General features: G+C 68.7%; 12 protein-coding genes, 1 tRNA gene and 1 pseudogene. 10 read left to right on the top strand and 4 right to left on the bottom strand.

Annotated features, from left to right (window positions below; translation table 11 throughout):
- Window positions 1-606 (bottom strand): annotated as a pseudogene (locus tag VF697_RS18085) (hypothetical protein); the annotation flags it as partial.
- A gap of 84 nt (window positions 607-690) precedes the next feature.
- Entirely contained in the window at window positions 691-2,220 is a 1,530-nt protein-coding gene (locus VF697_RS18080; RefSeq protein ID WP_331096649.1) for a PQQ-binding-like beta-propeller repeat protein, read from the bottom strand.
- 243 nt (window positions 2,221-2,463) lie between these two features.
- Between VF697_RS18080 and VF697_RS18075 the strand changes: the two genes are divergently transcribed.
- A tRNA-Cys gene (locus VF697_RS18075) sits at window positions 2,464-2,534 on the top strand.
- A gap of 83 nt (window positions 2,535-2,617) precedes the next feature.
- Here VF697_RS18075 and VF697_RS18070 read toward each other — a convergent pair.
- On the bottom strand, window positions 2,618-3,397 hold the full coding sequence (locus VF697_RS18070) for a hypothetical protein (protein WP_331096648.1): 780 nt from the start codon (window positions 3,395-3,397) through the stop codon (window positions 2,618-2,620).
- Window positions 3,398-3,701: 304 nt separating this feature from the next.
- Between VF697_RS18070 and VF697_RS18065 the strand changes: the two genes are divergently transcribed.
- Entirely contained in the window at window positions 3,702-6,713 is a 3,012-nt protein-coding gene (locus VF697_RS18065; RefSeq protein ID WP_331096646.1) for a SusC/RagA family TonB-linked outer membrane protein, read from the top strand.
- Window positions 6,714-6,732: 19 nt separating this feature from the next.
- Window positions 6,733-8,124, top strand: coding sequence for a RagB/SusD family nutrient uptake outer membrane protein (locus tag VF697_RS18060; protein WP_331096644.1), 1,392 nt, complete (start codon window positions 6,733-6,735; stop codon window positions 8,122-8,124).
- A 226-nt stretch (window positions 8,125-8,350) separates the two neighbouring features.
- Here VF697_RS18060 and VF697_RS18055 read toward each other — a convergent pair whose 3' ends face one another.
- Window positions 8,351-10,126 carry a M20/M25/M40 family metallo-hydrolase gene (locus VF697_RS18055; protein WP_331096642.1) on the bottom strand — a complete coding sequence of 592 codons (1,776 nt, stop codon included), beginning with the start codon at window positions 10,124-10,126 and terminating at the stop codon, window positions 8,351-8,353.
- Between the two features lie 197 nt (window positions 10,127-10,323).
- Between VF697_RS18055 and VF697_RS18050 the strand changes: the two genes are divergently transcribed.
- The 7 genes from VF697_RS18050 to VF697_RS18020 all read left to right on the top strand — a co-directional run.
- Window positions 10,324-10,746 carry an SET domain-containing protein-lysine N-methyltransferase gene (locus tag VF697_RS18050; protein ID WP_331096640.1) on the top strand — a complete coding sequence of 141 codons (423 nt, stop codon included), beginning with the start codon at window positions 10,324-10,326 and terminating at the stop codon, window positions 10,744-10,746.
- 75 nt (window positions 10,747-10,821) lie between these two features.
- The gene (locus tag VF697_RS18045) at window positions 10,822-12,504 is read left to right on the top strand and encodes a hypothetical protein (RefSeq protein ID WP_331096638.1); all 1,683 of its coding nucleotides are present in this window, start codon (window positions 10,822-10,824) and stop codon (window positions 12,502-12,504) included.
- A 336-nt stretch (window positions 12,505-12,840) separates the two neighbouring features.
- A complete protein-coding gene (locus VF697_RS18040; protein WP_331096636.1) occupies window positions 12,841-15,765 on the top strand; it encodes a serine/threonine protein kinase in 2,925 nt (974 codons plus the stop codon).
- A 14-nt stretch (window positions 15,766-15,779) separates the two neighbouring features.
- Window positions 15,780-17,000, top strand: a complete 1,221-nt coding sequence (locus tag VF697_RS18035; protein WP_331096634.1) for a hypothetical protein — start codon at window positions 15,780-15,782, stop codon at window positions 16,998-17,000.
- Between the two features lie 8 nt (window positions 17,001-17,008).
- A complete protein-coding gene (locus VF697_RS18030; RefSeq protein ID WP_331096632.1) occupies window positions 17,009-20,197 on the top strand; it encodes a DUF4215 domain-containing protein in 3,189 nt (1,062 codons plus the stop codon).
- A 113-nt stretch (window positions 20,198-20,310) separates the two neighbouring features.
- Window positions 20,311-21,246 carry a hypothetical protein gene (locus VF697_RS18025; protein WP_331096630.1) on the top strand — a complete coding sequence of 312 codons (936 nt, stop codon included), beginning with the start codon at window positions 20,311-20,313 and terminating at the stop codon, window positions 21,244-21,246.
- A gap of 24 nt (window positions 21,247-21,270) precedes the next feature.
- Window positions 21,271-21,850 (top strand): DUF4215 domain-containing protein (locus VF697_RS18020; protein WP_331096628.1); only part of this gene is annotated, 580 nt, incomplete at its 3' end.

Here is a 21,850-nt window from a genome sequence, read left to right as displayed (position 1 = left end):
GTCGAAGCGTCCCTCGGCGACCTCCTCGGCGAGCCGGCGCAGCTCCTCCTCGACGGGAGAGCCCAGCGGCTCCTCGCGGGCGAGCGCCTCGGCCATGGCCTGCACGGCGGCCACCTTCGCCGCGGCGGCCGCGTTGGCCGGGCGCGACTTGCGGGCGGGCAGCGGCAGGAGGAAGCCCAGCGCGAGGAAGGCGAGCGCCGCGAGCAGGGCCCCGGCCGGGCGCCGCCACGGCACCGGGGGCGGCGTCACCGCGCGGGCGTACTGGTTGGCGGACAGCTCCCACTCGCCCACGGGCCGCTCCAGGCGGGTGAGCAGCAGCCCGCCCGCGCCGGCCGAGCGGTCCGCCAGCACCGCCGCCTGCGTGAGGGAGACGTGACGGGCACGGGCCCGGACAAACCACCAGGCGCCCGCGGCGAGCAGCGGCACCGGCAGCAGCCAGGGGGCGAGCTCCCGCGACAACAGCCGCGCCAGCACGCAGCCGGTGGCGGCGGCCCACACGGGGGCCACACCGGCCTCGGCCCAGACGACGGCATTGAGGCGCCGCTGCACGCGCCGGACAGGCGCGAGGATGAGGGCCTGCAGACGGCGTTCGTCGCTGGCGGGCATGGGTGCCTCCGAGTCTCGGCCAGTCGGAGGGCTCTCCACAAGCCGGAGAGCCATCTGCGGCACGAAGGGAGGCGGGAGCGGCGCCTACTCCAGGGAGAAGGCGAAGAGCTTGCGGCCCGGCGTCGCGCCGAAGCGCTCGTAGCCGTTGCCCCAGTACACGGTGCCGTTCACCACGGCGGCTCCGGAGTTGACCCCGCCGCCGGAGGCGAAGTCCCAGAGGATGTCCCCCGTCCGCGCGTCCATGGCGTACATGTGGCCCTGCGCGTCCATCGAGCCGGCGTAGACGACGCCGTTGGCCACCGTCACCGCCCCCGAGGCCTTGGAGTGCTTCGGGTCGCCCGTCTGCCAGACAATCTCCCCGGTCTCCGCGTCCAGCGCGCTCCAGGAGCCCCAGAAAATCTCCTCACCCGACACGAGGGTGTGGGACTGGCGGGCGCCGTTGGTGTTGGCCACGTAGATGCGCTTGCCGTCGGTGGCCGAGCCCCACATCATCCCGCCCGTCGCGCCACCGGGGCCCACCTGCTGGCTCCAGACGGTCGCCCCGGTGTCCGGGTCCAGCGCCCAGAAGATGCCGCTCTTCTGCCCGGCCCCGAGCAGCTCGCGCCGCCCGCCCTTGCCCTCGACGGTGAAGAGCATGGCGCCCTGGCCGAAGTCGAAGTCCTCGCCCTGGGGATCCGGGCACCAGCCCACGTGGATCATGCAGGCATACGTCCAGGCGTCGAAGCCCGCCAGGCGCCGCCCCCACTTGACGGCGCCCGTGCCCAGGTCCAGCGACACGAACGCGTCGATGTAGTTCTCGGGGGCCATGCAGCCATCGGCCTCCTCGATGGAGGAGGCCAGCACGCACTGGGTCACCTCCTCGGGCACCTCGTAGTTGTTGCCGGTGGTGACGTAGAGGCTGTTGCGCTTCGTATCCACCACCAGGGTGTTGCTCCACACGGCGCCCCCGCTGTAGCCCTCGGGCACCATGTACGTCTGCCACAGCAGCTCGCCCGTCTCGAGGTCCAGGGACACCACGCTGCCGCGGAAGGTGCAGCAGACGTAGCCGGGGATGGTGGCGTAGCCCTCCTCGGAGGAGGAGACGCCCACGTAGACGCGGCCCTCGTGGACGATGGGCGACTGGGTGATGATGGCCGCCGGGTGCGGGTCCACCTGCGTCTTCCAGAGCAGCGCGCCGGTGTTCTTGTCCACCGCCAGGACCAGGCCGTCGTTGAGCGCGCCGAGGACGAGCCGCTCGCCCACCACCGCCGGCGTCACGCGCGAGACGGAGCCGGGCACCCCCGTGTACTCGGAGATGCTGCGGGACCACACCACCTGGCCCGTGCGCTCATCCAGCTTCCACAGGCGGCCACCCCAGTCGGGCACGTAGACGGCGCCGGAGGCCACCGCCGGAGTGGCCGAGATGTCGCCCGCGGCCGCGAAGACCCACTTCGTCTTCAGGTCCCCCACGTTGCCCGGGCGCAGCGTGTGCTCCGCGTCCTGGGAGCGCGTGTTGTGCAGGTTGTGCCCCGCCGCCGTCCACTGCGCCTTCTTCGGACTGTCCGCGAGGGCCGGCGTCAGTGCGACGAAGCCCAGCACCAGCGACATCCCAATCCGAAAATGGCTCAGCGACATGCCGTCCCCTCCAAGCGCTTTATTCCGCTAAATCGAGAAAATGAGTTTGTGGGAATCCCACTTGAATTGCAACCTTTCAATCGGGCAAGAATGCCGGTTTTTGTTTTTGTACCGACAGCAAATTTTTTTACGCCCTCTGTCGACCGCGCGCGAGGGGGCGAGAGGGGCGGGCGCGTCAGGTTTTCCCTCGGGCGCCGTCCCTTCTTCCCGAGCGGTTCGAGGGACACCTCGGGCGCTCCCTGAGGCCCGTTCCGCCCGGGGCGGCGGCGGTCTGCAAAACCGTCTGGTGCCGGGTTCGACTCCCGGACAGGCCTGCATCTGTTCAGAAACGCACAGGCCCCGACACCTGGAGGGTGATGGGGCCTGCGCGCGTTTTCCACGGCTGAGCGCGACGTCGCTACGGCTGGGGGGAGGGCTGCTGGAGCGGTCCGCCCTGGCCGCCGCTGGCGCCCTGGCCGCTGCTCGTCACGTCCACGCGCAGCGCCGTCGGCTCACCGCCCACGTCCTGGTACGAGGCGCGCACCTGGCTGCCCTCGGGGATGTCCGCCACCGAGCCCTGCTGCCCGTTCACCAGCACCTGCGTCTGCTCGTTGAGCTGCAGGCGGATCTGCGGCTGTCCCGGAGCGCCCGCGCTGCTGAGCAACAGCTCCTCCGAGCTCGCGCTCACCACCCGGCCCGTCACCAACTGCTGTGGCTGCTGCGGGGGCTGGGCCTGCGCCGCCTGCTGCTGGCCCTGCGCCGCCTGCTGCTGCTGCTGGGCGGCCTGCTGCTGGGCCTGCGCCATCTGCTGCTGCTGCTGGCGCTGCGCCTCGAGCGCCTGCTGCTGGGACTGCTGCACTTCCGTCTGGGCCGTCTGCGCCTGATTGCTGGCCTGCTGCTGGGCGCGCTGGGCCTCCTGGAACTCCTGCTGGGCCTTGGCCTCGGCCTCCTGGAGATTCTTGCGGGCCTCCTCGACGTCCTGGCGCGCGCCGGCCACCTGCTCCTGCTCATCGCTCGCCTTCGCCTGGGCCTCCCGGGCCTGCTCCAGCGCCTGCTCGGAGCGCTCCTGCGCCGCATTCACCTGGGCGCGCGCATCCCCCTGGACGTCCTGGTTCTGCTGCTGTCCCTGCTGCTTGCAACCGGCGGTGACTAGCAACGCGGCCACCCCGGCGGACAACCACCACGAGCCCCTCTTCATCGTTCTCTCCTGTCGAATGCGTGACAGGAAGAAGATGGAGCGCGCCCGCGAGACGCCAACCCATCCCGCCTTTGCTGAGCCCTCGCCCGCCCTGTCAACTCCGTCAGGGCGAGCGTCACACCCCGGCTGGGGCGAGTGACACAAGAAAATTTCCGCGTCACCGGAAAAAAGCCCCCATCATACACCGTTTCGCGTTCGATGGGCGACGTTGACTGTACGCCCCGTCCCCACAGACGATCAGCATCCAACGGCAGCCCTGTCACAGGGGGGGCCGCTCCATCCGTATTACAGAGGTGAAGAGCGAATGACGCTGAAACAGGCGTTGCTTTCGGGGTGCGCACTCGCGCTCCTTTCCATCGAGGCTCGGGCGCAGGATCAGGCCCCCGCGGCGCAGCAGCCGGCCGCCGTGCCTCAAGTGCCCAACCCCACCAACCCGGTCGCGATGACGCCGCCCCCGAGCACGGGCCGGACCATCACCGGCAAGGTGCTGGACGCGCTGACGAATGACGGGCTGCCGCTCACGCGCGTCATCATCAAGGGCACCACCAAGGGCACGGAGACGGAGCTGGACGGCACCTTCAGCCTCGAGGTCCCCAAGGGCCCGGTGACGCTGCTCTTCTCCAGCCAGGACCACAAGGATCGCGAGGTCACCGTCGGCTCCAACCGCGACACGGTGACGGTGGCGCTGGACGCCACCTTCGTCGAGGAGATGGTGGTGGTGGGCCGCGCCAGCGAGCTGGCCCGCAAGCACCTGACCAACTCGGTGGCGTCCGTGAACGCCGAGGAGCTCAACCGCGCGCCCGCCTCCACGGTGGACCAGGCGCTGCAGGGCAAGGTCGCCGGCGCCAACATCCAGAGCAACTCGGGCGCTCCGGGTGGCGGCATCCAGCTGAAGATGCGCGGTGTCTCCACCATCAACGGCTCGTCCGCGCCGCTGTACGTCGTCGACGGCGTCATCATCAGCGACGTGGCCATCGCCTCGGGCGTCTACCAGGTCACCGAGTCGGTGCGGGGCTCCAACCCCTCGGCCACCCAGGACAACCAGGTCAACCGCATCGCGGACCTCAACCCCAACGACATCGAGAGCATCGAGGTCCTCAAGGGCGCCTCCGCCGCGGCCATCTACGGCTCCAAGGCCAGCAACGGTGTGGTCATCATCACCACCAAGAAGGGCAAGGCCGGCAGCGGCCCCCGCGTGGACATCACCCAGCGCCTGGGCATGTACTCGCTCTCCAACAAGGTGGGGGCTCGCAAGTTCGAGACCTACGAGGAGGCCGAGGAGCGCTACGGCGCGGAGCTCGCCTCCAAGTACTACCAGCCGGGCCGCGTCTTCGATCAGGAGGAGATGCTGGCGGGCCGCAAGGACCTGTCCTACGAGACGCTCGCCAGCGTGAGCGGCATGGCCGGCGACACCCGCTACTTCGCCTCCGCCATGGTGAAGGACGACGCGGGCATCATCCAGAACACCGGCTACGAGAAGCAGTCCTTCCGCCTCAACCTCGGGCAGAAGGTCGGTGAGTCCGTCGAGGTGAACGCCTCCGCCAACCTCATCCACACCAACGCCCGGCGCGGCCTCACCAACAACGACAACACCAACATCACCTACTACCAGGTGCTCAACGCCACGCCGGACTTCATGGACCTGCGGGCCAACAGCGACGGCACCTTCCCCAGCAACCCCTTCGTCGACAGCACCGCCAACCCGCTGCAGACCGCGGCGCTCATGCGCAACGACGAGGACGTCTGGCGCCTGATGGGCTCGGCCGACGCGGTGTGGAACGCGTACAAGAGCGACACCCAGACCATCAAGGTGCTCGCCAACCTCGGCGTGGACCGCTTCCAGCAGAAGAACGACGTGGTGCTGCCGGGCGCGCTCAGCTTCGAGACGGTGCTCGACAAGCTGCCCGGCACCTCGCTCTTCGCCACCTCCGAGGTGCTCAACCTCAACTCCGGCGTCAACCTGGTGCACTCCTACCGGCCCGCGAGCGGCGCCCTGAGCGCCACCACCTCCGCCGGCTTCCAGTACGAGCAGCGCAACATCGACTCGCTCTACGTCAAGAGCGCCGGGCAGATCGCCGATCAGCCCAACGTGAGCTCGGGCACGCAGGTGGGCGTGCGCCAGAACCGCCAGCTCGTGCGTGACCGCGGCTTCTACGTGCAGGAGGAGGCCATCCTCCTGGACGAGCGCCTCACCCTGGTGGGCGCGGTGCGCGGCGAGCAGAGCAGCAACAACGGTGACGCCAACGCGGTCTTCTTCTACCCCAAGCTGGCCTCCGCCTACCGCCTGCCCTCATTCCACCCCGCGGTGAACGAGTTCAAGGTGCGTCTGGCCTACGGCGAGACGGGCAACCAGCCCCTCTACGGCATGAAGTTCACCGCCCTGGGCGCCAACAACAACATCGAGGGCAAGGCCGGCATCATCGGCACCGGCGTCGCGGGCGACAAGAACATCCGCCCCGAGCGTCAGCAGGAGGTCGAGGCCGGCGTGGACGCGCTCCTCTTCGACGGCAACGCCGTGGTGGAGCTCTCCGTCTACCAGCGCACCATCTCCGACCTGCTCCTGCAGCGCACCCTGCCCGGCTCCACCGGCTACACGCTCCAGTACGTCAACGGCGGCGAGCTGCGCAACCGCGGCGTGGAGGCGATGGTCCAGGTCACCCCCGTGCGCAAGGGTGACTTCGAGTGGGTGTCCAACACCACCTTCACCGTCAACCGCAGCCTCATCACGGATCTGCCCGTGCCCGCCTTCGACACCGGCGGCTTCGGCACCAGCCTGGGCGCCTTCCGCATCCAGAAGGGCGCCAGCGCCACGCAGATCGTCGGCAACACGCCGGACGGGGTGAAGAAGATTGGCGACACCGAGCCGGACTTCCGCATGGGCTTCGCCAACACGCTCAAGTACCGGGACGTCAGCCTGTCCTTCCTGCTCGACTGGCAGCAGGGCAGCGACATCGTCAACCTGACGCGCTTCCTGTACGACTACAACAAGAACTCGGTGGACTACGAGCAGAACGGCGCCAAGCGCCAGAAGGACTGGGAGACCAACGCCGCCGTGTACCTGGAGGACGGCTCGTTCCTCAAGGTGCGTGAGGTGACGTTCACCTACAACCTCCCGCAGTCCTTCGTGTCCAGCCTGCCCATGGTGAAGACGGCCCGCCTCAACATCAGCGGCCGCAACCTGCTGACCTTCACCAACTACTCGGGTCTGGACCCCGAGGTGAGCAACTTCGGCAACCAGGCGATCGCTCGCAACATCGACGTGTCCCCCTTCCCGCCCAGCCGCAGCTTCTGGACGTCTCTGGACGTGGGGTTCTAGGACCATGAGGATCCGCAACATGAAGAACATGAAGAAGGTGGTCCTGGCGCTGTGCGCCACGGTGGGGCTCGGCGGGTGCGGTGACCTGACGGTCCCCGACCTCAACAACCCGAGCGTCGAGTCGTTCGAGCAGACCCCGAGCCGCACGGCCGTCCTCGACGCGAGCACCGGCCTGCTCATCGGTCACCGCGGCGGCACCGCCACCCAGAACGGGTACGTGTCGCTGATGGGCGTGCTCGGCCGCGAGTCCTACGTGCTGGACTCGGCCGACCCCCGCTACATCGGCGAGATGCTGCAGGGGCCCGGGCTCAACGCGGGCAGCCCCGCGTTCGGCGGCAACTTCTGGAACGGCCCCTACATCAACATCCGCAACGCCAACACGCTGCTCAACGCGTTGGACAAGGTGACGGGTGTGAGCGAGGCCGAGAAGGAGGCCATCCGGGGCTACGCCAAGACGATCCAGGCGCTCGACTTCCTCGTCATCATCAACACCCGTGACGAGAACGGGGCGGCCATCGACGTGAACCGCGCGCTCGACGGCGCGCTGGCTCCCATCGTGGGCAAGCCGGAAGTGATGGCCCACATCGCCAGGCTGCTCGACGAGGCCAAGGCGCACCTGGAGGCCGGCGGGGACAACTTCCCGTTCCAGCTCAGCAGCGGCTTCGTCGAGTTCGACGCCACCGCCACCAAGAAGCCGCCCATGACCGTCAAGACCTTCATCAAGGTCAATCGCGCGGTGAAGGCCCGGGTGGACGTGTACCGCAAGGACTACAGCCAGGCGCTCATCGACCTGGGCGAGTCCTTCATCGACACCACCAGGTCGCTCGACCGGGGCGTGTACCACGTCTACAGCACCGGCTCCGGTGACGTGAAGAACGAGCTGAACGACCCCAACATCTTCGCCAACAAGGCCCTGGTGGAGGACGCGGAGAAGCAGGCCGGCTCCGACACCGTCCTGGACGAGCGGGTGATCCGCAAGCTGAAGACGACGACGAAGAAGGGCGATCTGCCGGGCTCCAAGAAGGAGTTCAACCTCATCTTCGCCCAGTACGACACCGAGGCGCAGAACGCGCCCCTGGCCATCATCCGCAACGAGGAGCTCATCCTCCTGCGGGCCGAGGCCCACATGGGCCTGGGCCGTCCGCAGGACGCCCTGAACGACCTGAACGTCATCCGGACCACCGCGGGCAAGCTGGCCAAGCTGCCGGAGGCGCTGGAGGGCAAGCTCTTCGAGGACGAGCTGCTCAAGCAGCGCCGCTACTCGCTGATGTTCGAGGGCGGGCACCGGTGGATCGACATGCGCCGCTTCGGCCGGCTGGCCGAGCTGCGCCGGGAGGATCCGTCGGACCAGGAGTTCACCGTCCACGCGAGCTTCCCCATCCCCAAGTCGGAGCTGGACGGGCGCCAGTAGTCCTCACGTGACGGCAGGGGGGCCCCACCGAGGGCCCCTCCGCCGCACTCCGAAGCCTCCGCGGGCGGGCATCCACACGGTGCCCGCCCGTTGTCTTTGCGGGGCCCGAGATGAAGAGCGCCCCGGGCCATGGCCTCGCGAGGCCATGACACCGGGGCGGGGTCTCAACCCGGGGTGAGCACCTCGCTCACCCCGTGCCTCTCTTCAGCGCGGAGGCGTCGCGAGCTTACGGAACCGCGAAGATGAGGTCGTCGTGGTCGTCGTACGCGCCCGTGCTGCACGGGGACGCGGTGCCCTGGTAGCGGAAGTTCACGCGCACGGCCTGCAGCGCGCCCGCGGGCAGCGTGTAGGTGGCGGAGATCGTCCGCACGCCGCTGCCGCTCGGGGCGAACGAGCCGATGAGCGTCCACACGGGGCTGTTGGCATTCGCCGCGTAGTAGATGTCCGCCTTGTCCGCCGTGGAGGAGTAGGCCCACACGGTGGCGTCGATCTTCACCTGCTTGCCGGCGGCCAGGTTCGTCCCGTCCACCGTGGACACCTTGATGCGGTCGTTGGACTCGTCCGAGTGGTAGGTGCCCGAGGCGCCATCCACGCAGGTGGCGTTGATGGTGTTGGGCTTGTTCACCTCGGGGCCCAGGCCACCGCGGCCGTTGAGCAGCGTGCCGGAGTCGCAGCCGGCGCCCGCCGCGGCGCACTTGGGCGCCTTGAGCGTGGCGTCGAAGGTGGCGGTGTTGATGGTGCCACCGGTGCTGCCACCGCCCGTCGGGGGCGGGGTGTTGCCCGTGGTGGCGCCCTTGGCCACTTCACCCAGGAAGGCCACGGCGAGCTTGGAGAACTTCACCGAGTTGCTCGCGGTGCCGGCCGTCTGCGACAGGGTGTCGTTCACCGTGTGGATGTACGGGTTGGACGTGTTCATCGTCGCCTCGAAGGGCATCGAGGACGGGTAGCCCCTGGCGTTCCACGAGGCGTGGTCCGAGCAGCCGTAGCCGCAGGTGATGTTGGTGTACGTCATCCCCGGCAGGTACGTGGTGATGAGGCTGGTGACGAAGGAGTTCTGCGTGGCGTTGGTGTTGTCCGTCACCATCGCGAAGTCGTAGGTGGAGCCCTTGTAGTTGGTCATGTCCAGCTGGAGCACGCCCACCACGTTCACGGAGTTGGTCGCGTGCCAGGCGGCGATGTCCGCCGAGCCCTTCAGGCCCACCTCCTCGGCGGCATAGGCCATGAACTTCACCGTACGGGCCGGCTTGTAGCCATTGGCGATCGCCACCCGGAAGGCCTCGGTGAGCGAGGCGACGCCCGAGGCGTCGTCATCCGCGCCCGGCGCGGTGCCGGTGCTGCTGCTGGTGTTGATGGAGTCCAGGTGACCGCCGATGACCACCACCTCGTTGGGCAGGGTGGTGCCGGTGATGGTGGCGATGACGGACGGCTGCGGCGAGACGGTGCTGGCGTGGGTGAAGAAGGCCACCGAGACGTCCGTGCGCCCGTTGGCGATGGTGGTCCACTGGTTCTTCAGCCAGGTGGACGCGTCGATGCCGCCCTGGAGGTTGTAGCGGCGCGAGGTCCAGTTGGTGGACAGCGCGTTGATGGTGTTGCGGATGTTGAGCTCTTGCACCCCCGCCAGCATCGCGTTGACGGACGGGCCGTTGTTGATGTTGTAGCTGATGAGGCTCGCCAGGGACGGCGTGGCGCTGGAGCCCTCCACGGCCTTGAACGCCTCCTGCTCGGTCTCATGGGAGATGAAGCCCGCGCAGCGGTTGAGCTTGCTGTGCATGGACCCGGCCAGCTTCTCCAGGTGCGACTCCCGCACGCGCAGCGCCGCCACGCCGCCCTTCTGCAGCGCCGGAGCGGGCAGCGTCAGGCCCTGCTCCTTGAACGAGGCGCGCATGGGCTCCAGCGCGTCCGTCCCGATGGTGATCCACACCTCCTTCTCCTTCAGCGGGGCCTCCGCGAACGCGGGGGTGGCACACGCGAGCCACACGGCGACCGGACCGAACTTCCTCATGAGCTTCTCCTCGGACTGGATGCTTCTTCAGGGGGGGTTCCGTGCTCCGGGTCTCTCCCGGTTCACTGGATAGGCAGCCTTATCAGCCTACACTGGAACTTATGACACATGCTGGAAACCTGGAATGACTTTGAGTGTGGGATGAAGGACGCCAACCGGGGGGGTTCTCGCCCCCTGGTTCGTGGTAGGTCGCGGGCATGTATTCAGACGAACCGCTCTTCGTGCACCCGGGGCTGAAGGTCCGCGCGTGCGAGTGGGGCTATGGGGTCTTCACGGACCAGCCCATCCCCGAGGGGACCATCCTCGAGGAGTGCCACTACCTCAAGGTGCCGTTCCGCTCGGTGCGCAACACCACGCTGTCGGACTACGTGTTCAACATCGAGTGGGGCCCGCACGAGGAGGATCAGGGCGGCGAGTGGGTGGCGCTCGTGATGGGGTTCGGGATGATCTACAACCACTCGCAGGAGAACAACGTGTCCTACTACCGGGGCTTCCAGACCGGGAAGGGGACGCGGGACGTGTTCACCTTCTACGCCACGCGCGACATCGAGGCGGGCGAGCAGCTGTGCATCAGCTACGGCGAGAACTGGTGGAAGACGCGCGGCCAGGACATGCCCTGAGCCCCTGCCCGCTCGCTTTTCCAGGCCTCCCGCGCGTGCCATAACCGGCGCATGCGCATTGGACGTCTTGGACTCGTGGGTCTGGCCGCCCTGGTGGTGGCCGCGTGTGACAACCCGCCTCCCGTGGGGCCCCCTCCCGTGGAGCCCCCCCCGGAGCCGGCGAAGTACCGCGTGGGAGGCACGGTCACCGGCCTCGCCGGCCCCCTCACCCTCCAGCTCAACGGGCAGGAGAGCCTCTCCCGGAATGCCGACGGGCCGTTCTCCTTCGAAACACAGCTCACGGACGCGAGCGACTTCACGGTGGCGGTGACCACGCCCCCCCCGGAGCAGGACTGCTCCGTCACGGGCGGGACGGGCAAGGTGGCCGGCGCGGACGTGAGCTCGGTCAAGGTGAGCTGCGCCCCGCGCACGTACACGATTGGAGGGACGGCGGAGGGCGTGCGCGGCACGCTCGAGCTGAGCCTCGACGGGGGCGAGGTCCTCCGGGTCACCCAGGCGGGCCGCTTCACCTTCACGACGAAGCGCCCCAAGGGCGGCGCATACGCGGTGAGCGTGGCCACCCTGCCCCAGGGCCAGCGCTGCTCCCTGTCGAACGGGAGTGGGACGGTGGCCGGCAACGTGGAGGGCATCTCGGTCCGGTGCCTCGACTGGTTCGAGCTAACCAGCTTCCAGGCCGCCAGCGTGGTCATCGGCCAGAAGGACTTCACCAGCGGATTTCCGGACCAAGCGGACACCCCGGATGCGAATACCCTGAATGGTCCCTGGGGCGACCCGGTGCTCGCGGGCGGGCGGCTCTACGTCTCGGACCGGGGCTCCCACCGCATCCTGGGCTTCAACGCAGTGCCCGCGGCCAACGACGCCTCCGCGGCCTTCGTGCTCGGACAACCGAGCCTCACGAGCACCGGGGCGGGCCTCGGGCAGAACGCCCTGGAGGGCCCCAAGGGCCTGTCCAGCGATGGGACCCGGTTGGCGGTGGTGGACGCTGGAAACAACCGCGTCCTTCTCTACCCGGCTCTTCCCGCGAGCACCGGGGCCACGCCCACACGGGTTCTCGGCCAACCCGACCTCGACACCAACACCAGCACGTCGTGCGATCAGCGCTCGCTCAGCATCCCGGGAGGCGCGTTCATCGGCCACGGCAAGGTGCTCGTGGCGGACAGCGCCCACAACCGCGTCCTCGTGTGGAACACGATTCCCACCATGGATGGGGCTCCAGCGGATCTCGTCCTCGGCCAGCGCTCGTTCACCACCTGCGCCGCGAATGACACCACGGGCGACGGCGTGGGTGACGCCACCCCCTCCGCCTCCACGTTCTTCAACCCCTCGGGAGTGTGGACGGATGGAACCCGCCTGGCGGTGGTGGATGCAGCGAACAGCCGTGTGCTCATCTGGAACAGCTTCCCCACGGAGCATGGACAGGCCGCGGACCTCGTCCTGGGACAGGCCAGCTTCACCTCGCGCGCCACGGCCACCACCGCGTCCGGGCTGAGGATTCCCTCCTCCGTCACCTCCACGGGGCTGCAGCTCTTCGTGGTCGACAGCCAGAACAACCGGGTGCTGGTGTGGAACCAGTTCCCCACCGAGAGCGGCGTGGCGGCGGACCTCGTCCTCGGGCAGTCGAACTTCACCTCCGCGACCGAGACCTCGCCTCCCACCGCCAACAGCCTGCAACAGCCGAGTGGCGTGCTCCTGGCGTGGCCTCACGTGGTGGTGCCGGACGCCAACAACAACCGGCTCCTCGTCTTCAAGAGCCGTTGAGCCGCACCTGTGCTTCGCCTGCCTGGCCGTCCCCTCGGGGTGCTGGCCGGCAGGCGTGAATCGCTGGCGCCCCAGAGGGGCGCACCTCGTTCTGGAGGTGCGCTCCGGTCCGGAAGGTCGCCGACTATCCGATTTCAACCATCCGGGTATGATTCCACCCATTTGGTGGGGAAGAGAGGCTGGCGCGGGAGTCCCGATGGTCGGGATGGCTCTCGCCGAGTCCTCGCATTGCCCCTGATTCGGAACGCTTCGTAGGGGACGTCGCTGGACATGAAGAAGAACGAAGCAGGTGCCGTGAGCTGGTCACCCCAAGCCCCCGGGGCGGTGGGAGGAGTCATGGCCGGAGAGCTGGACGAGCGGACACAAGCCGCCGATGTGGAGTCTCTCTTCGGCCCGCCGGTGGAGACGCCCTCCATGAAGGCCCAGCGCCATCCCACTGGGGACGCCTCGTGGCCGACCTTCGGTGACACGGCGGTCTCGGGCAAGGGCCAGGAGATCAAGCCCGGCACGCACATCCAGCACTACGAGCTCATCCGCCAGATCGGCAGCGGCGGCATGGGCACCGTCTTCCTGGCGCGTGACGTGCGGCTCGGCCGCCGCGTGGCCATCAAGTTCCTGCACACCAAGGACGCGGACCTCACCAAGCGCTTCATCCTCGAGGCCCGTGCCACGGCGCGCTGCAGCCACGAGAACATCGTCATCATCTACGAGGTGGGCGAGTTCAGCGGCAGCCCCTTCATGGTGCTGGAGTTCCTCACCGGCCAGCCGCTGATGAAGACGATCGCCGGCCAGCGCCTGCCGGCCGCGCGCGCGGTGGAGTTGATGGTGCCGGTGGTGCGCGCGCTGGCGTGCGCCCACGAGCAGGGCATCGTCCACCGCGACCTCAAGCCCGAGAACATCGTCGTGACGGAGTCGGGCACCATCAAGGTGCTCGACTTCGGCATCGCCAAGGTGCTCCAGGGGGATGAGCAGGAGGCGCCCTCGCCCGACGGTCAGCCCCACCTGCCCGCCGTCGCCGACCTCGGGGACGACGTCTCCAACCTCACCCGCCGCGGCTCCATCATGGGGACCATGGCGTACATGTCCCCGGAGCAGTGGGGCATCGGCGTGCCCATCGACCACCGCACGGACATCTGGGCCGTGGGCATCATGCTGTTCCGAATGATCGCCGGAAAGCACCCGTTGGATCCGCTGCGCGGCCCGCAGCTCATGGTCACGGCGATGCTCGACGAGCCCATGCCGCGCCTGCGCGACGTGGTGCCGGACGTGCCGCCGGAGCTGGCCGCCGTCGTCGACCGCTGCCTGCTCAAGCGCAAGGACGAGCGGTTCCCGGACGCGACCTCGCTGCTGCGCGCGCTGGAGCCCTTCCTGCCCGGGCGCTACACGCGCGAGCTGCGCATCGACGAGAGCCCCTACGCCGGCCTCAGCTCCTTCCAGGAGGCGGACGCGGACCGCTTCTTCGGCCGCTCGCGCGAGATCGCCGCCCTCGTCAACCGCATCAGTGACCGGCCGTTGATCGGCGTGGTGGGCCCCTCCGGCACGGGCAAGTCCTCGTTCGTGCGCGCCGGCCTGGTGCCGGTGCTCAAGCGCTCCGGGACAGCCTGGGAGGCGCTCGTCATCCGCCCCGGCCGCAACCCGCTGGCGGCCCTGGCGAGCATCGTCGCGCCGCTGATGAGCTCCTCGACCACCATCGAGCAGGACATCCAGGAGCAGCAGAAGCTCGTCGAGCGCCTGTACGCCGAGCCCGGCTACGTGGGCAGCGTGCTGCGCAACCGCGCCCGGCGCGAGCGCCGCAAGATCCTGCTCTTCATCGACCAGTTCGAGGAGCTCTACACCCTGGTGCCGGACGCCCAGGAGCGCATGGCCTTCACCGCGTGCCTCTCGGGCATCGCGGACGATGCCACCGCCCCCATCCGCGTCGTGCTCTCCATCCGCTCCGACTTCCTGGACCGGGTGCCCGAGGACGAGCGCTTCATGTCCGAGCTGAGCCAGGGCCTCTACTTCCTCACCCCACCTAACCGCGAGGGCCTGCGCGACGCGCTGGTGCAGCCGGCGGAGATGGCCGGCTACCGCTTCGAGAATCCGGCGGTGGTCGACAACATGCTGGAGCACCTGGAGGCCACGCAGGGCGCGCTGCCGCTGCTCCAGTTCGCCGCCACCCAGCTCTGGGAGCTGAGGGACTCCGCGAACAAGGTGCTCACCGAGAGCGCCTACCAGTCGATTGGCGGCATCGCCGGTGCGCTCGCCAGCCACGCCGACAGCGTGATCGCCGGGATGACGACCCCGGAGCGCACGCTGGTGCGGGCGCTCTTCCTGCGGCTCGTCACGCCCGAGCGCACGCGCGCCATCGTCTCCGTGGACGAGCTGCGCGAGCTGACGAAGGACACCGGGGAGACGCAGCGCCTCATCGACCACCTCGTCCAGGCACGTCTGCTCGTCGTCCAGACGGGAGGCGGCGCCTCGGGCGCGACGGTGGAAATCGTCCACGAGTCGCTGCTGCACAGCTGGCCCACGCTGCGCCGCTGGCTGGAGGAAGGCCAGGAGGACGCGGGCTTCCTGGAGCAGCTGCGCAACGCGGCCCGGCAGTGGCAGGCGAAGAACTTCGACAACAACCTGCTGTGGCGCGGCGAGATGGTGGAGGAGGCGCAGCGCTTCCAGCGCCGCTACCGCGGTGAGCTGCCGCAGGTGCAGGCCGACTTCCTCGAGGCCGTCTTCTCGCAGGCGAAGAAGGGCAAGCGGCTGCGTCAGGCGCTGCTCATCGGCTCCACAGTGTTCCTGGGACTGCTGGTCATCGCGGCCGTGGTCGCCCTCGTCGTCATCAGCAACGCGCAGCAGGAGGCCGAGCGGCAGGCGGCGGTGGCGATCGCCGCCGAGGCCACGGCGCGCAGTGCCGAGGCCACCGCGCGCAGCGCCGAGGCAGAGGCCAAGCAGCGCCTGGCCGAGGTGCAGGCCAAGGAGCTGGAGCGGCAGAAGGCGCAGCAGGCGGCGGAGGCGGCCAACGCGCAGGTGGCGCTCGCCAACGACGAGCTGCTGCGAAAGAACGACGAGCTGCTGTCGGCGCTCCAGCGGGCCCAGGAGGCGCAGGTTCGCGCGAAGACGGCCAAGAAGCGCGCCGAGTTCAGCGCGGTCGCGGCCCGCGAGGCGAAGGAAGAGGCCATCAAGGCGGCGCAGGAGCTCGCGACGTTGCTGCGCCGCGAGCAGGAGCGCGTCCACCGTCTGCAATCGCAGCTCGGCAGTCCGGTCATCGAGGTCTTGAAGTGAGAAGAGCCGTGAAGATGAACAGGTCCAAGATCGCTCTCGCGATGTCGGCGGTGCTCCTGACGCTGTGGGCGGTGCCCGCGCAGGCCCAGCGGCCCACGCCCAGGAAGCGGACGGGTGCCGTGCAGCAACCCGGCGCCAAGAAGCAGCGGCCGCGCGGCAAGCAGCGGCCCGGCACCACGCAGCCCGCCGACGCTTCCGAGCAGCTGGAGCCCGCCAGCCCCGCGCCGTCCGCCTCCGTACTGCAGGCCGCGCCCCCGCCACCCACCGCCGCGCCCGCGTCCGGCACCGCGCAGGCGGGCGCGACGCCCGAGCCCCTGGGGGAGCGCCCCTGGCTCAAGGGTGTCTCCAAGGAGAACCAGGAGACCGCGCTCGCGCTCTTCCAGTCGGGCAATGCGCTCCTGAAGGATTCCATCTTCGTCAAGGCCGTGGAGAACTACCGCAAGGCGCTGGAGCGGTGGGACCACCCCGGCATCCACTACAACCTGGCGCTGGCCCTGATGAACCTCGACCAGCCCGTCGAGGTCCACGAGCACCTGGTCGCGGCGCTGCGCTATGGCCCGGCGCCGCTGGAGAACGAGAAGTTCGAGTACGCCCGCAACTACAAGACGCTCATCGAGAAGCAGCTGGCCCGGGTGGAGATCACCTGTGACTCGCCCGGCGCCGTCGTGACGATGGACGGCCAGACGCTGTTCGTGGCCCCCGGTCGCCACTCGGCGCTGGTGCGTCCCGGTGCGCACAGCATCATCGCCACCCGCGAGGGCTACGTGCCCAGCGACATGAGCCGCACCCTGCTTCCCGGCGACACGGCGAAGCTCGACCTCAAGCTCTACACCGACAGCGACCTCATCCAGTACAAGCGGCGGTGGCCAGCGGTAACACCCTGGCTGGCGGTGGGCGCGGGCGTGGCCGTGGCGGCCGGCAGCGGCTGGCTCCACATGCAGGCCCGCGACAACCTGAGCGCCTTCGACAAGGGCATCGACGAGCGCGGGGGCACTCCGCTCGCGCAGGCTCCCAACCTCCAGAGCACGCTCAACCGCGGCAACACCTTCCAGAACGTGGCCATGGGCGGATACGCCCTTGGCGGCGCCGCGCTGCTCACCGGCGCGGTGCTCGTCTACCTCAACCAACCTCAGCCCTACCGTGTCGACCCCAACCAGAAGCAGGTGGAGGTGATGACCATCGCCCCCCTCCTGGGTGACGGGACGCACGGTGCCCAGGCCCTTTTCCGTTTCTAAGGCGACCGATGAGACGCGAGCCCCCCTTCCACCTTGGCCGCATCGCCACGCTCGTACTGGCGCTGGCCCTCCCCCTCCTCTCCTCCTGCTTCGAGCCCGTCAGCGTGTTCTGCCCCTCGGGCCTCGTCTGCCCCGCGGGCCAGAAGTGCGCCACCAAGCAGGACGTGTGCATCAAGACCGACTGCGGCGACGGCATCATCCAGGACGGTGAGTCCTGCGACGACGGCAACATCGTCGATGGCGATGGCTGCAGCCGTGACTGCAAGTCGAACGAGATCTGCGGCAACAGCGTCACGGATGTCACCGCGGGTGAGAAGTGCGACGACGGCAACACCGCGAACGGGGACAAGTGCAGCGCCGACTGCAAGTCCAACGAGGCGTGCGGCAACGGCATCACGGACTCGGCCATTGGCGAGAAGTGCGACGACGCCAACAACACCTCTGGCGACGGCTGCAGCGCCGACTGCTTGTCCATCGAGATCTGCGGCAACGGTTACCTGGACCCGACGAAGGGCGAGAAGTGCGACGACGGCAACAACGAGAGCGGTGACAGCTGCAGTGGCGACTGCCGCTCCCAGGAGATCTGCGGCAATGGCATCACGGACCTGGCCAAGGGCGAGGCCTGCGATGACTCCAACAACACCAGCGGCGACGGCTGTAGCGCCGACTGCAAGTCCAACGAGTCGTGCGGCAACAAGATCATCGACACCGCCGCCGGGGAGATCTGCGACGACGGCAACAACGTCAGCGGTGACCGCTGCAGCGCCGACTGCAAGTCGAGCGAGGGCTGTGGCAACAACGTGCGCGACGCCGAGGAGCAGTGCGACACGGGAGGCGAGTCCATCTCCTGCAACGCCAACTGCACGCTGCGCGTCTGCGGCGACAGCATCGTGAACACCACCGCCGGGGAGCACTGCGACACGGGAGGCGAGTCCGCCACCTGCAACTTCAACTGCACGGCGCCCGCCTGCGGCGACGGCGTCGTGAACTCCAGCGCGGGCGAGCAGTGCGACAACCTGGGCCGTGTGGATAACACCAACTGCGACCGGGACTGCACCATCCCCTTCTGCGGCGACAGGTACGTCAACGCCACGCGGGGCGAGGTGTGCGACACGGGAGGCAACTCCAGGACGTGTGACTCCGACTGCAGCCCGGCCGCCTGCGGCGATACCTTCCTCAACACGGCGGCGGGGGAGCAGTGCGACACCGGTGGCACGGAGACCCTCAACTGCGACATCGACTGCACGCTGTCCGCCTGCGGTGACACCCACACCAACACGGCGGCGAACGAGCAGTGCGATGACGGCAATGCCGGCAACGACGACGACTGCCTCACCACCTGCAAGCCCAACGTCTGCGGCGACGGCCTGCTCAACACCCTGGGGCCGGATCGCATCGAGGCCTGCGACGACAACAACACCGTCACCGAGAGCGCGTGCCCCTATGGCACCCCGAGCTGCACCACCTGCAACTCGGCCTGCTCGGCCCCCCTGAGCCTCACGGGCAAGTACTGCGGCGACAGGCTCATCACGGATGGCGAGAGGTGCGATGACGGCAACACCACCACCGAGACCGCCTGCACCTACGGGACGCCCAGCTGCTCGGCGTGTGACGCGGCCTGCTCGACCACCTTGAGCCTCACGGGCAAGTACTGTGGCGACAGGGCCACCACGGACGCGGAGAAGTGCGACGACGGCAACACCACCACCGAGACCGCCTGCCCCTACGGCACCCCGAGCTGCACCCTGTGCGACGCGGCCTGCGCCGCGGAGCTACCCCTCACGGGCCGCTACTGCAGTGACGGTGTCGTCAGCGACGGCGAGACCTGCGACGACAGCAACACCGTCGACGAGACCTCCTGCGCCTATGGCACCCCGAGCTGCACCACCTGCAACTCGAACTGCTCCGCCAGGCTGAACCTCACGGGCAAGTACTGTGGCGACAGGGCCACCACGGACAGGGAGAAGTGCGACGACGGTAACACCACCACCGAGACCGCCTGCCCCTACGGCACCCCGAGCTGCACCCTGTGCGACGCGGCCTGCGCCGCGGAGCTGCCCCTCACGGGCCGCTACTGCGGTGACACGCTCGTCACCGACGCCGAGAAGTGCGACGACGGCAACACCATCGACGAAACCGTGTGCCCCTATGGCCCCGGCACCTGCACCACCTGCAACGCGAACTGCACTGCCACCCGGAACCTCACGGGCCCCAAGTGCGGTGACAATGTCGTCAGTCATGGCGAGTTCTGCGATGACGGCAACACCACCAACGAGACCGTGTGCCCCTATGGCCCCGGCACCTGCACCACCTGCAACTCGACCTGCTCCGAGACCCTCAGCCTGACGGGCCCCAAGTGCGGTGACAGTGTCGTCAGCAACGGTGAGATCTGCGATGACGGCAACACCGTCGACGAGACCACCTGCCCCTATGGTCCTGGCACCTGCACCACCTGCAACGCGAACTGCTCCGCCTTCCGGAACCTCACGGGCCCCAAGTGCGGTGATAATACCGTCAGCCATGGTGAGGTCTGCGATGACGGCAACACCACCACCGAGACCACCTGCCCCTATGGCCAGGCGACCTGTACCCGGTGTGACGCGACCTGTAAGGACAACCTGAGCCTCACGGGTCCCGTCTGCGGTGATGGAAGCACCCACAGCAGCGAGGTCTGCGACGACGGCAACACCGCCGCCTGTGGAAGCTGCAGCCTCACGTGCAACAAGAACCAGCTCGCCAAGGCCACCGGAACCATCACCACCATCGCGGGCTCGAAGCTCCTCGACAAGGACAAGTTCACCATCATCGACGGCATCAACGGCACCACGGTGATCTTCGAGTTCGACAGGTTTGGAGGCGGCGTCAGTGGCAGCAACATCCCGATCGTCTTCGCGGACTCCGATACGGCGGCCCAGATCGCCAACTACATCGCGACGGCCATCAACACCAAGGTGACCGCTCCCTTCGAGATCACGGCGACCGCCAGCTCGAACATCGTGAGCCTCACGCACAGCCGGGAGGGCTCGTACGCCAACCGGGCCATGACCGAGGCCGTCAACGGGGATGCGGGCTTCAAGGTCAACGGGATGTCCGGAGGCGGCGGCTACGACTGCTCGGAAGGCACCCGGTGCAAGACGGACGCGGACTGCGACCACAGCCTGGTGTGCCTGTCCGGCACCTGCGCACCGCCTCCGTAGGCCCGTAGCCCGGGAAGCAGCGCCGCCGGCAGGGCCTGACGCCTCCCCTCCGAGGGAGCGTCTGGCCGTTGCCGGCGGTGTGCTTTCCGCCCCTTCGGCTAGAGTCCGCGCCCATGTCATTCCAGCGAATCTGGAAGGTGGGCCTCTGCCTCCCCCTCCTCTCCGTCGGGGCGTTCCATCCCCGGGTGGCGCGGGCCGAGCCCCCCATGAAGGAGCCCGCGACTCGTCGCCCCAAGGAGTTGCGGACGTATCTCCAGGCCGCGCTCCGGTTGTACGAGAGCCTGGATTACGAACAGGCGCTGGAGAAGCTGGGGCGCGCCAAGAGCTACGTCCGCACCCTCGAGGACGATGCCCTCCTCTCCTTCTACGAGGGCATCATCCTGGCGGACCTCAACCGCAAGGAGGAGTCCAAGGCGGCGTTCCGCGCGGGCCTGCTGCTGAAGCCGGACGCACGGCTTCCGATGAAGGTGTCGCCGAAGGTGGAGCAGGACTTCGAGGCGGTGCGCGCGGACGTGCAGCGCGAGCTGGCCTCGCAGCAGGTGCCACTGGAGCCGGAGCCGCCCCCCGAGGTCGTCCAGCAACCGCCTCCGACGCAGGAGAAGCAGGCGGCCACGGCGTCCTCCGCAGCGGGAGCTGACCCGGCCCGGCCAGCCGAGGCGCGCCGCCCCGTCCTCTCTCCAGCCCCCTCCACGCCGGGAGTGGCGGCGGCCCCTTCCCCCCGCCCGCGGGTGCTCGCCTACGCCCTGATGGGGGGTGGCGTGGCGGTGGCCGGAGCCGGCGTCTTCCTGGGCCTGTCCGGGCTCTCCTTCAATGAGCGCAAGCAGGAGCTGACGATCGACGAGGCCGTGAAGGCGCGGGCCACGGCCAGCACCCAGCTCTCGGCGGGCTCGGTGCTGCTGGGGGTGGGACTGGCGGCGCTCGGGACCGGGACGGTGCTGCTGCTCCTGCCTGGCCGCGAGACCGGAGCAACCTCCACCGGCCCGAAAACCTCCCTGCTGCTCTCCCCGCTGCCCGGTGGCTTCGCCCTGGGCTCCACGGGCAGCTTCTAAGCCCTGACTCTCCTCGAGAACGAAATGCGTGCGTGTCCCTTCCGCTTCTGGGTGCTCTTCCTCGTCGTGCTGACGGGCTGTAACGGACTGCTCGAGGACTACTCGGGCACGCTGTGCAATGGGGACGGCGGCTGTATCGAGGGCTACCACTGCGTCGCGGAGACGGGACGTTGCGAGCTCGGGACCGTGGATACCGGGGTGTGTGCCAGCGTCGACACGTGTGTCAGCAACGATGGCTGCTGTCCCGAGGGGTGCTACGCCAACAGCGACAACGATTGCGCGCCCGTGTGCGGCAACCTCCAGCTCGAGCCCGGTGAGGTCTGCGACGACGGAAACACCTCCAACGCGGATGACTGCCCCAGCACGTGCAAGCCCAACATCTGCGGCGATGCCTTCCTCGACCGGCAGGAGCCTCGGGTCGAGGCGTGTGACGATGGCAACACCGTGAGCGAGGTGGCCTGCGCGTATGGAGCGCGAACCTGCACGGGCTGCGCTTCCACATGCACCGAGGTGCTGGCGCTCAAGGGCCCTTATTGTGGGGATGGAGCCATCAGTGATGGCGAGCACTGCGACACGGGCGGCGAGTCGGCCAGCTGCAACGCCA

This window comes from Archangium sp. (assembly GCF_036388035.1).
GTDB lineage: Bacteria > Myxococcota > Myxococcia > Myxococcales > Myxococcaceae > Archangium.
The sequence above is the reverse complement of the archived record's forward strand: the minus strand, read 5'-3'. Positions and strand labels throughout refer to the sequence as shown.